Source organism: Nocardia sp. NPDC059154, from assembly GCF_042755705.1.
Taxonomy (GTDB): Bacteria; Actinomycetota; Actinomycetes; order Mycobacteriales; family Mycobacteriaceae; genus Nocardia.
This window is the reverse complement of sequence record NZ_JBHZCS010000004.1, coordinates 18,678-29,983: the sequence shown is the minus strand read 5'-3', so window position 1 is coordinate 29,983 and position 11,306 is coordinate 18,678. Positions and strand designations below refer to the sequence as shown.

At 70.8% G+C, this 11,306-nt stretch carries 9 protein-coding genes and 1 pseudogene; 4 read left to right on the top strand and 6 right to left on the bottom strand.

The features are described 5' to 3' along the window. Positions 1–254 precede the first annotated feature (254 nt). A complete protein-coding gene (locus ACFXN1_RS05130; RefSeq protein ID WP_379463494.1) occupies positions 255–1,136 on the top strand; it encodes a GNAT family N-acetyltransferase in 882 nt (293 codons plus the stop codon). Positions 1,137–1,146: 10 nt separating this feature from the next. Here ACFXN1_RS05130 and ACFXN1_RS05125 read toward each other — a convergent pair whose 3' ends face one another. Together ACFXN1_RS05125 and ACFXN1_RS05120 are read right to left on the bottom strand one after the other, a co-directional pair. Continuing rightward, positions 1,147–1,620 carry an SRPBCC family protein gene (locus tag ACFXN1_RS05125; protein ID WP_379437329.1) on the bottom strand — a complete coding sequence of 158 codons (474 nt, stop codon included), beginning with the start codon at positions 1,618–1,620 and terminating at the stop codon, positions 1,147–1,149. Further along, positions 1,617–1,952: an ArsR/SmtB family transcription factor gene (locus tag ACFXN1_RS05120; protein ID WP_379437331.1), complete on the bottom strand. Its 336-nt coding sequence runs from the start codon at positions 1,950–1,952 to the stop codon at positions 1,617–1,619. The genes ACFXN1_RS05125 and ACFXN1_RS05120 overlap by 4 nt, the downstream gene beginning before the upstream one ends. Positions 1,953–2,017: 65 nt before the next feature. Between ACFXN1_RS05120 and ACFXN1_RS05115 the strand changes: the two are divergent. The 3 genes and pseudogenes from ACFXN1_RS05115 to ACFXN1_RS05105 all read left to right on the top strand — a co-directional run. Then, positions 2,018–4,282 (top strand): annotated as a pseudogene (locus ACFXN1_RS05115) (SRPBCC family protein); the annotation flags it as partial. A gap of 243 nt (positions 4,283–4,525) precedes the next feature. Continuing rightward, positions 4,526–5,278: a crotonase/enoyl-CoA hydratase family protein gene (locus tag ACFXN1_RS05110; RefSeq protein ID WP_379397173.1), complete on the top strand. Its 753-nt coding sequence runs from the start codon at positions 4,526–4,528 to the stop codon at positions 5,276–5,278. Positions 5,279–5,405: 127 nt separating this feature from the next. Continuing rightward, positions 5,406–6,314 carry an alpha/beta fold hydrolase gene (locus ACFXN1_RS05105; protein ID WP_379437332.1) on the top strand — a complete coding sequence of 303 codons (909 nt, stop codon included), beginning with the start codon at positions 5,406–5,408 and terminating at the stop codon, positions 6,312–6,314. Between the two features lie 129 nt (positions 6,315–6,443). Here the strand turns inward: ACFXN1_RS05105 and ACFXN1_RS05100 are convergent, their stop codons facing one another. The 4 genes from ACFXN1_RS05100 to ACFXN1_RS05085 form a co-directional block, all read right to left on the bottom strand. Continuing rightward, on the bottom strand, positions 6,444–7,097 hold the full coding sequence (locus ACFXN1_RS05100; RefSeq protein WP_379437334.1) for an enoyl-CoA hydratase-related protein: 654 nt from the start codon (positions 7,095–7,097) through the stop codon (positions 6,444–6,446). Between the two features lie 13 nt (positions 7,098–7,110). Continuing rightward, on the bottom strand, positions 7,111–7,722 hold the full coding sequence (locus ACFXN1_RS05095) for a TetR/AcrR family transcriptional regulator (RefSeq protein ID WP_379380766.1): 612 nt from the start codon (positions 7,720–7,722) through the stop codon (positions 7,111–7,113). A 138-nt stretch (positions 7,723–7,860) separates the two neighbouring features. Next, complete coding sequence (fadD11, locus tag ACFXN1_RS05090) at positions 7,861–9,660, bottom strand: fatty acid--CoA ligase FadD11 (RefSeq protein ID WP_379437335.1); 1,800 nt, start codon at positions 9,658–9,660, stop codon at positions 7,861–7,863. Positions 9,661–9,742: 82 nt separating this feature from the next. Continuing rightward, positions 9,743–11,125, bottom strand: a complete 1,383-nt coding sequence (locus ACFXN1_RS05085; RefSeq protein WP_379437337.1) for an SPFH domain-containing protein — start codon at positions 11,123–11,125, stop codon at positions 9,743–9,745. Positions 11,126–11,306 lie beyond the last annotated feature (181 nt).

The following is an 11,306-nucleotide window of genomic DNA, read 5'->3' as shown; positions in this document are numbered from 1 at the left end:
GGTGCCGTTGGGTCGGATGACGCCCCTTTTCCCTCTTGGTTGTGTTTTAGCGTTTGGGTCCAAATGGGGTGGGGTTTCGCCCGCGCGCCCTTGGTCTCGGTCCCCCGCGTTCGTGTTTCGAGCGGTCGGTGTTCGGCGACGGTGTGCAGCGTCGCGGGGCCGGGCGGGCGGTTGGAGAGAAATGGGTCGACTGCTCGGTGCCGGGCCGAGCATGCTGGCGTGCGGGTGTCGTTGTCTGTGAGGAGGATGTGCCTGTGGTTGCCTCGGAGTCCGGTCGCGGCGAGTGGTCGCTGGCCGCGGCGCGTTTCGCGCGGGAGACCGATCGGCTGGTGGAGTGTGCGGCGTTCTATCGGGAGATCGTCGGTCTGACCGAACTTTTCGCGTTCGAGGATCATGCCGGCTACAGCGGGTTCGTGTTCGGGCTGCCGGACGCGTCGGCGCAGCTGGAGCTGGTGCGCCGCGAGGGCGCGCCGCCACCCGCACCGCCGGGTCCCGAGCATGCGGTGGTGCTGTATCTGCGGTCGGGGTTCGCGCGGTTGCGGGCGCGGCTGGCCGATCATGGTGTGGCCGAGGTGATTCCGGACAATCCGTATTGGGTGGCGGCGGGGGCGTTCGCGGTGCTGGATCCGGAGGGGTGGATGCTGATCGTGGTGCCGGAGGTGGCGGGTGGGGTGCGGATCGAGGAGTTCATCGGTGATCGCGCCGAGATCGCGTGGTCGTTCCGGATGGCCGAGGATTCCGAGCAGGCGCTGGCCGGGTATATCGGCCGGGGGCGGGTGTGGGTGGCGCGCAACGACTCCGGTGCGGTGGTGGGCCATATCCAGGCTGCGCCGGGGGCCGGGGAATCGACCTGGGAGATCGTCAATACCGCTGTGGCGGAACCGGTGCGGGGCACCGGGGTGGGCAGGCGGCTGATCGATCGGGTGGTGGCGGTGGCCACCGACGCCGGGGTGCGCCGGCTGGAGGTGGCCACCGCCACCGCCGATGTGGGGAATCTGCGGTTCTATCAGCGGTGCGGGTTCCGGATGACGCGGGTGGTGCCCGATGTGTTCACCGCCGCGGCCGGGTATGCGGAGGAGATCGTGGTGGACGGGATCCGGTTGCGGGATCAGGTGTGGTTCACCCGCCTGCTGTGAGGGTGCCCGCTCAGGCGGCGACGACCTTGGCGTAGTTGTCGCGCAGTGCGGGCCAGCCGCCCGGGGAGCCGACGGCATCGCGCATGGATTCCCAGCCGGGGCCGTGGTTTTCGAAGCCGGAGTGCACCAGGGTGACGGCGGTGCGGCCGGGGTCGAGGGCGGTGAAGGTGACATCGACGCGGCTGGTGCGGGCCGGGTCGGATTCGGGTTTCCAGCTCAGGTCGATGTCCCAGGAGAAGGCGAAGTGGGTGTCGGGTGACCACTCCAGCACCCGGCCCCACGGGCATTCGGTGCCGTCGGCTTCGCGGCCGTAGAGGCGGCCGCCGACATGGGGTTCGACGACGACTTCGGCCAGCGGGCCGGCGCCGATGTGGTGCTCGCGCGGCCACCAGGTGTCCATGCCGGTGGTGAAGACGCGGTAGGCCTTGTCGATGGGCGCTTCGACGGTGAGTTCGACGGTGACGGTGTCGGTGTGCTGGGTCATGACTGCTCCTGGGTGTGGTCCTGCTGGGCTTGGCGGTTCGCTTCGTCGCGAAAGGCCGACAGCGCGGTCGACCAGAAGTGGGTGAAGTACGCGCGCAGCGCGTCGATGCCGCTGGGGTCGAGCCGGTAGACGCGCCGGGTGCCGACGGCTTCGTCGCGGACCAGGCCGGCCTGTTTGAGCACCTTGAGGTGCTGGGAGACGGCGGGCCGGGACACGGGAAGCTCCTGGGCGAGTTCGCCGACCGCGCACGGGCCTCGGCCGAGGCGTTCGAAGATGGCTCGCCGGGTCGGGTCACCGAGGGCGTCGAGAGCGGCGCTTTGGTAAGTACCCACGAACCGTAAGTCTACGCTTACACACAGGGCAGCGGAAGGGGTGGTGGCGAATCCGGTTGGCGGGGGTGCGAAGTCGCCGTCGCCCTTCCCGCGGCCGGTGGGCGGCCGATACCGTGAGGGCCGGATGGTGTGGACCCTCAGTGAGGAGGTGGGCCGTGAGTGCGGTGCCGGGTTTCGAGCGTTTGCGTGCGGTGGTCGAGCAGGGGCTCGATCGGAGTGCGTCGGTGCGCAAACAGTTGCGGGCGGGTGGGCAGCTGGTCGACAGCGTGCGCCGCGATCCGCGCATCGTGCGGGAGCTGATCGCCGGGTTGACCGGTCACGGCGGTACCGGCGAGGCGGCGGTCCCGGCCGAGCACGCGGTGCCGTCGGGGCTGGCGGACTACCCGCGCACCGCGCACGCCCATCACGATCTCGAGACCGGTCCGGCCGCGACGCTGGCGTATCTGGCACAGCTGCAACGGCTTCCGGAGTGGGTGGTGTTCCATGCGGGCTGGCGCGGAGAGGCGCCGGGGGCAGCCGCGGTGGGCGTGGAGTACACGCAGGTGGCCAAGTTCATGGGGATCCCGGCGGATGTGGCGTGGACGGTGACCGAGGTCGGCGACACCGGGCTGGCGATGCGCGGGCGCGGGCCGGAGGGGCTGGGTCTGGGGTTGTGGATCACGGTGGCGCCCAACGGGTCCGGGTCGAGTGTGTACCTCGACGCGGGTCTGTCGGGGCAGCCGGTCGACGGGCCGCTGGGCGCGACGGTGGCGCGGGCCCTCGGTGACGCGCTGCGCGATTCCCTGGCGACGCTGCCCGCGGCCGTGGCGGCGGCCAAGTCGAGCTCGACGGAGCGGACGGCGCACAAGGCGGTGCGGCACCGGGCATCCGGGACGCTGCTGGCGCCGGGCACGCCGGTGCTGGTGGGCGTCGGGCAGGTGGTGCAGCGCACCCCCGACCCGTCCTACGGTGATCCCGCGCAGCTGGCGTTGCGGGCGTTGCGCGCGGCGGCCGCCGATGCCGGGGCGGGGGAAGCGCTGTTGGCGCAGGCGAATGCGGTGTTCGCGGTGTCGCCGACGTCGTGGCAGTACCGGGATCTGGGTGCGCTGGTGGCGCGCGCGGTGGGCGCGGGCGCCGCGGAGACGGTGCAGTCGAGCCCGTTCGGGGGTGACGGCGGGCAGCTGGTGCTCAACGAGGCGGCCGCGGCGATCGCGGCCGGCGATTACGACCTGGTGCTGGTGACCGGCGCCGAGGCCGGGGCCACGCAGGCGGCGGCGCAGCGCGCGGGGATCGAATTGGATTGGCCGGTGCAGGATCCGGCGGTGGCGCCGACGCGCACGGTGGGAATCGACAAGGCGGCCAACAATGCGGCCGAGTCGGCGGCCGGGCTGCAGGCGCCGATCAATATGTACGCGCTGCTGGAGTCGGCCAATCGGGGGCGGCTGAGCCGTACTCCGGCCGAGCATGCGGCGGCAGTGGCCGAATTGTGGTCGCGGTTCTCGGCGGTGGCGGCGGCCAATCCGAATGCCTGGCAGCCGCAGGAGTTCCCGGCCCCCGAGATCGCGACCGTGACCGAGGCCAATCGCATGATCTCCGCGCCCTACACCAAACTCGAGTGCGCGAACCTGACCGTGGACATGGCTTCGGGCATCATCGTGGCCAGTGCGGCGGCCGCCGAGGCGGCGGGTATCCCGCAGGACAGGTGGGTGTTCCTGCACGCGGGCGCCTCGGGCACCGACGAGTGGTTCGTCAGTGAGCGCAGCGATTTGGCGGCGTCTCCCGCGATCCGCACGCTGGGTGCGGCGGTGCTCGACCATGCCGGCATCACCGCCGATGCGCTGGCCCATGTCGATCTGTATGCGTGTTTCCCGGTGGCGGTGCAGATCGCGGCCCGTGAGCTGGGGCTGCCGGTGGAGGATCCGAAGCGGCCGCTGTCGGTGACCGGGGGCCTGACCTTCGGTGGGGGGCCGGGCAACAACTACGGCGGTCACGCGGTGGCGACACTGGTGCAGCGGTTGCGCGCCGAGCCGGAATCCTTCGGTCTGGCAACGTCTCTGGGCTGGTATCTGACCAAGCACGCTCTCGGCGTGTACTCGGCGACCCCGCCGCGGCAGAGCTACCGGCATCTGACCCCGGTCATCGAGCATCCCCCGGCCCGCCCGGCCCGCACCGGCTACACCGGCGAGGCCGTGGTGGAGGCCTACACGCTGCCCTACGGCCGCGACGGCCGGCCGGAGGCCGCGATCGTGAGCGTGCTGACCCCGCAGGGTGAGCGGGTCCTGGTGCGCTCCACCGATTCCGCCCTGCTGACCGCCCTCACCGAGGACGACTGGCTGGGCCTGCCGGTGACCGTGGACGGGGACGTGATCACCCCGAGGCCCGCGCAGGTCACCGAATCCGAGTCCAGCACAGGGGAATCCGATACCGGCCCGGTGACCTCCGAGTCCGGCGCGGTGGAATCCGAGGCCATCGCCGCCGATACCGGTGTATCCACCGACACGGCTCCGGATACGACGGTGGCGGCGACGCCTGGTCATGGGTTGAGCACGGCGGGTCTACCCCGGGTCGCGCTGCCGCCTCCGCCGCCCGCGCCGGTGCTCATCGAGCGCCGCGGCCACGTCATGATCATCACCATCAACCGGCCCCAGGTGCGCAATGCGATCAACCTGGCCACCGCGCTGGGATTGGAACGCGCGATCGACGCCTACGAGGGCGACTCGAATGCGCGCATCGCGATTCTCACCGGCGCGGGCGGATATTTCAGTGCCGGTATGGATCTCAAGGCGGCCGCTCGTGGCGAGGTGCCGGTCACCGAGAAGCGCGGCATCCTCGGCATCGTCTCCCAGCCCCCGCGCAAACCTCTCATCGCGGCCGTGGAGGGTCCCGCGCTGGCCGGCGGCTGCGAACTGGCGCTGGCCGCCGATCTCATTGTCGCGGCGAGCGATTCGACGTTCGGCATCCCGGAGGTCAAACGCGGCCTGGTCGCCGTCGGTGGTGGCGTGCTGCGCCTGTCCCAGCGCCTACCCCGGGCGATCGCCATGGAGCTGGCGCTGACCGGTGACCCGATCACCGCGGCCCGGGCCGCCGAGCTCGGTTTGATCAACGAGGTCGCCGCGCCGGGCAAGGCGCTCGAGGCGGCCCTGGCGCTGGCCGAGCGGATCGCGGTGAACGCTCCGCTGAGTATCGATGCGAGCAAGCAGATCATCGAGCAGGCCCCGGACTGGTCGGTGGCCGAGGCGTTCGGCAAGCAGGGTCAGGTCGCCGCGGCCGCTCTGTCGTCGCAGGACGCCGGGGAGGGTATGCGCGCGTTCGTGGAGAAGCGTCCCCCGGTCTGGCAGGGCCGCTGACCGCGGTGGCGGGTTCGGCTGGTGGCCGCCCGCGCACCCGCCACCGGGTCGAGCCTTCGTGCCGTGGGGCCGAATATGTTCAGGTGTCAAGGAATTCGACGATCGACTCTAGTGAGAGGGTGTGTGCATGCCGTTCGATCATCCTGTTGCGCGCACGCTGACATTGCGCCGTGACGGCCTGGAACTGTCCGCTCGTCATTTCGGCCCGGACGACGCGCCGCTGGCGATCCTGCTGCACGGGTTTCCGGATACGCCGCACACGTGGGACGGGTTGATCCCGCTGCTGGTCGAGGCCGGGTATCAGGTGCTGGCGCCGTGGTTGCGCGGCTATACGCCGGGGTCGGCGTCGCGGGCGGCGCGCTATGACCTGATGGCGGTGAGTGCGGATGTGGCGGCCTGGCATGCGGAGCTGGGTGAGCCGCGCGCGCACCTGGTGGGGCACGACTGGGGTGCGTTCGTGGCGATGATCCTGGCCAAGCAGGATCCGCGGCGGTGGGAGTCGTTGACGCTGCTGGCGATTCCGCCGTTCGGGGGCGGGGTGGCGCCGGGCATGTGGCGGTATCTGCCGCGGCAGCTGGTGTTGTCGTCGTACATCCCGGTCATGCAGTCGGGCCTGTCGCCGCGGTTGCTGACCCGCCGGGGTGCAGGGTTCGTGCGGGCGCTGTGGCGGCGGTGGTCGCCGGGGTGGGCGTTCACCGACGACGAGTTCGCGCCGGTGGCAGCCGTTTTCACCGATCCGGTGATGGCGTGGGCGGCGACGCGGTATTACCGGTCGCTGTTCACGGTGCAGCGCAGGGCGACTCGCGAGTTCAGCGACATCCTGATGGCCGAGGCCGCTCCGCTGCCGACGCTCGCGCTGGCCGGGCTGCGCGATGGCTGCATGTCGCCGGATCTGCAGCGGGTACTGGCAGAGCACGCACAGGTCCAGCATGCGCAATTACCCGGCTGTGGGCATTTCCTGCAGGCCGAACGCCCGGATGCGGTCGCGGAGTTGCTGTTGCCGCATCTACGGGCAGCCGGCGCGCACACCGGATAGGTCAGTGGCCGCCGTGGGGCCGGATCCTGCGTCCCCGTGGGCACGTCGCCCATCGGAACGGAGCGCTCGTCGTGCGACAACCGGATGCGGCCGGCGGTGGTGGTGGCCGGTCGCATCCGGCGAGCCGGGTCAGGCGTTGTTCAGGGCGGCGACGGCGTCGGCGAACATGGTGGCCTTGATGGCGCCGAGGGTGGCCGGGTCCTTGGCCCCGAGCGGGGCGAGCATCCCGAGCGCGGTGTCGGTGAGGGTGTCGAGGTCGGTCGTGGCGTCGACGAGGTCGCAGGCGAGGGCGTCGGGGCCGCCGAAGCGGCGTCCGGTGGTCATGGACGCGACCGCGGTCTTGGGGGTGAGTTTGGCTTGGATGAGCGCGGCCATGCCGCGGCTGAAGGGGATGCGGATGTCGGCTTCGGGGAAGCAGAAGTAGCCGCGGTCGGCGCGCATGACCCGGAAGTCGTGGGCGAGGGCGAGCATGGCGCCGGCGCCGAAGGCGTGGCCGGGCAGGGCGGCGGCGGTGGGCCGCTCGAAGGTGAGCACGCGGGCCAGCAGCGACTGCACCTGCGCCACATACCATTCGGCGCGTTCACCGTTGGCCGAGAGCCAGTCCAGGTCCAGGCCGTTGGAGTAGAACTTACCGGAGGCGGTGGTGACCAGGGCGTGCGCGCCGTCGGCGACGGCGGTGTCGAGGTGCGCACCGATCTGGTCGAGGAATTCGGGTGAGAAGCGGTTCTCGTCGCCGCCGAGGTCCAGGACGGCGATCTTGTCGTGGTAGGTGAGTGTGGGCATGGGGTGTCCTTCCTCAGGAGGTTTTCGGTCGCGCGGGTGCGGGCCCGAGGTCGAGGACCGCGCGGACAGCGGCCCGGAGTTGCCCGCGGGCAAGGGGATTGGCGAGGCGGTCGCGGTCGAGCAGGATCGCTGTCGGCAGGTCGACCAGGCACAGGGTGAGGGTGTCGACGGCGGCGGCGTCAGCGCGGTCCCAGAGTCGGCGGGCGAGGGTTTTCATCAGCTCGACGAGGGTGGCCTGGGTGGCGGCGAGTTCGGCGCGGACGGGTTCGGGCAGATCGTCGCCGAGCAGGTCGTCGCGACGGACGGTGAAGAACAGCCGGGTCGACATCGGGTGGCGGGCGGCGAATTCCGCGGGCGCCTCGGCGGCGGCGATGACCGCTGCCACGCCGTCGCCGGCCTCGGCGACCATGGCGGCCTGGAGTGCGAGAAACCGGTGGGCGGCCCGGATCCAGGTGCGCCCCACCAGTTCCGCCCGTGACCCGAAGGTGTGGTACAGCGCTCCGTTGGAGACGCCGGTGGCGGCGGCGACCGCGCGGATGGTGACCGCGGCGGGCCCGGATCGCACGGCCAGGGCCTCGGCGGCGTCGAGCACGAGGTCGGGGTCGTGGGTGCGGGGGCGGGGCATGGCACCGACCATAACAGAGCAAGTGCTCTGTTACGAAGGGGTCAGTTCACCCGGTCACGAATCGAGCCCGTCGCGAACACGATCCGGCCGTCTCCGCGACGGGGTGCGGAGACGGCCGGATCGGATGCCCGATGTGGGTCAGGGTGTGGTGGGTTCGTGGACGCCGTCGGTGAGGGCGGGTGTGTACATGCGGTCGATGTCGGCGGCGTATTTGCGGGCGATGGGTGTGCGGCGCAGTTTCATGGTGAGGGTGATCTCGTCGCCGCCGGGTTCCCAGAAGGCGGGCAGGATGGTGAAGCGTTTGATCTGTTCGACGCGTGAGAGTTTGGCGTTGCCGGCGGCGACGCCGCGCGCGATCTCGGCGATGACGCCGGGGTCGGTGGCGAGGACGGCCGGGGAGGCGTCGGGTAGCCGGTGCTGGGCGGCGTAGGGCGCGGCGGATTCGGCGTCGAGGACGATGAGGGCGGTGTTGTAGGCGCGGTTGTCGCCGATGGTGGCCAGGGCGCCGATGAGCGGGGTGGCGGCCTTGACGGTGTTCTCGATGTTGGCCGGGGACATGTTCTTTCCGGCGGAGTTGATGATGAGTTCCTTCTTGCGGTCGACCACGCGCAGGTAGCCGTCGGCGTCGCAGGTGATGATGTCGCCGGTGGCCAGCCAGCCGTCCGGGTCGAGGGCGTCGGCGGTCTTCTGGGGTTCGTGCCGGTATTCGCGCATGACCAGGGGCCCGCGGACCAGGAACTCGCCGTCGTCGGCGATCTTGGATTCCAGTCCGGGCAGCAGCCGCCCGACCGTGCCCAGGCGGGCTTCGGCGGGCGGGGAGACGCTGACGATGCAGGTCAGTTCGGACATGCCCCACACCTCGGAGATGGGGATGCCCAGGCCGAAGAAGAATCCGAGGGTTTCCGGCGGGATGGGCGCGGCCCCCGACAGTGCCCATTTCAGTTGGTCCAGGCCGAGTTTGGCGCGCAGCGGCCGCAGCACCGCGGCGTCGGCCTTGTCCCATTCGGCGGCCAGGTCGGTGTCGATCGGCTGCCCGGCCAGCTGGGCGGCGGCCTTGCGGGCGGCGACCTCGAGCCCCCAGACGAGGGCGGCGCGGCGGGTGGGGTCGGTTTCGGCGGTGACCGAATATTCCACGGCCGCTTTGAGTTTCTCCCACACGCGCGGGACCGCGCCCCAGATGGTGGGGTGCACGTCGGCCAGGGCGGCGGGCAGCTGGGTGCGGTCGGGGACGACGGTGATCTGGGTGCCGAAGTATTCGTGCAGGTACAGGTTGGTGACCCGGTCGGCCATGTGCGCGGTCGGCAGGAACGAGGTGATGCGGTCGCCGAACTCGACGGGCATGACCGAGGCGTAGGCACGGCATTCGAAGGCGAGGTTGGCGTGGGAGATCTCCACGCCCTTGGGGTTGCCGGTGGTGCCGGAGGTGTAGCAGAGGGTGACGATGTCGTCGGGCCGGATCGCCTGCCAGGTGGCGTCGAAGTCGAAATCGGTGCGCCCCAACTGTTTGAGCTGCGCGACGGTCAGCGTGCCGGGGGCGGGCTCATCGACGCACACGATGGTCTGCATGGGCACCCCGCAGGCGCGGATGCGGTCGACGTACTGGGCCTCGCACAGCACGACCCGGTTGCCGGCGTTGCTGAACACGTAGTGCAGCTGTTCGGCCGAGAGCGTGTTGTACACCGAGAACGAGGTGGCGCCGGTGTGCTGGGCGCCGACCTCGAGGGGGTAGAACTCGACGCGGTTGGCCATCATGAACGCCACCGTGTCCCCGCGCCCCACCCCCAGCGCGGCCAGCCCGGCGGCGACCTCGCGCACCTGGGTGGCGTAGTCGGCCCAGGTCAGGGCGTGGGTGCCGCCGATATCGCGGACCGCGACCGCGCCGGGGTCGATCGCGGCGGTCGCCTGGAATGCGGCGGGGGACGTATTCGGTTCGCTCATCACAATTCTCGTTCCACTCACCATCGAAGCCTTCTCAGACGGTAAGGGGCGGAGTGGGTGTCGCGGGCCCGAATGCGGCAGGTCAGGAGTCCCGGGCGGGCCGCAGGGCGGCCACGATCTCGCCGACCTGCGCGACCACGCCCGCCAATCCGGTGGTGTCGCCGCCGATCTGCACCGATTTCAGCTCGGCGGGAGCGGGCAGGCCCGCGACGATGGAGGGCAGGGTCTCGATCAGCTGCGCGTGCACGGTGGTGTCGGTGCGGGCGTTGGCGTTGTCGATGCCGGCGCGTTCGCGGTCGAGGTCGAGCAGCGCCGCCTCGTGCGCGGCGCGTGTCCTGGCCTGTGCCAGTGCCAGTTCCGCCTCGAGTTGCAGGCGGGACAGCTCCTGCTGCAGGCGAACGTTCTCGAGTTGTTCGGCGTGCTTGTCGCGTTCCAGGCGCAGCGCGTGCAGGGCGGTCTGCTGGGCCAGGTCGGCGACCTCGCGGTCGACGTCGTGCTCGCGGGCGGTGCGGCGCAGCCGTTCGGCAGATTCGCGGTCGAAGCGGGCGGCGTCGTTGCGGGCGCGCAGTTCGGCCAGTTCGCGCTCGTTCTCGATGCGGCGTTCCTCCCCGGCGCGGCCGGCGGCGGCCTCGCGGGTCGAAACCGCTTCCTGGGCATCGAGTTCGGCCAGGCGCGCGACCCGGTTCTGTTCGCTGCGGTAGGGCTTCTGCAGGTTCTCCCACAGCGTGTTGGAGGAGACGACCGCCTCCTTGATCTGCACGGTCACGATGGACAGGCCGAGCCCGTGGCCGCCGCGCGCCCCGGCCTCGCCCGCGCCTTCGGCGACGGTGCGCAGCCGGGCGGTGAGTTCCTCGATGATGGGCTGCTTGTCGGAGAGCACATCGCGCACCGCCATGGTGGACACCTTGTCCTTGATCGCGGCCTCGGCCTGCTCGCGCAGCTGCACATTGACCAGCCGCATCGGGTCCTGCGGGTCGGAGAAGTCGAGTTTGCGGTAGGCGGTGGCGAAATCGTCGATGATCCACTGTACGTAGCCCTGCACGAGGACGCCCTGGAGTTCGCGGCAGATGCAGTAGGCGTTGATGAGGATCGTCTGGATCGCGCCCGGCACCACCAGATACGAGTCGGTGGCCGGGTTGAACCGGAACGAGACACCCAGCCCGATGTGCAGCGGCTCGGCCGCGCCACGGCGGGTGTGCACGACGAACGCGTTGGGCGGCACGAGAACCGTTTGCCAGCGCCAGAATCCGGTGACCCGCACCTCCACCGGGCCCTGCGGGGTGTGCTCGCGGGTGGCGCCGACCCGTCCCGCGCGTTTGGCCAGCGCACCGGATGGGCTCGGCGCGCTCGGCGCCGGCGGGGTGGCGCTGTGCTTCCGCCGCATGAACGCTGGTTGCAGATCCTCCTCCAACTCGGCCTGCTGTGCCACGACCTGATCCAGATAGCTGTTGCTCTTCGCCGCCATGGCGGGCACGCTACCGCCGAAAGACCTTTCCGCCCACCGAAATTCGCTCCGGCGGACGGCATCCGGGAGGGATTGGCGGGTCGGCGGTGCGGGGGCGGGAGAGTTCCGGTGCTGCGGCGATGGGGAGGGCCATGGTCGGGCCATGGCTGCTGATCCGAAAACTGTTGTGCGTAAGTTCCAT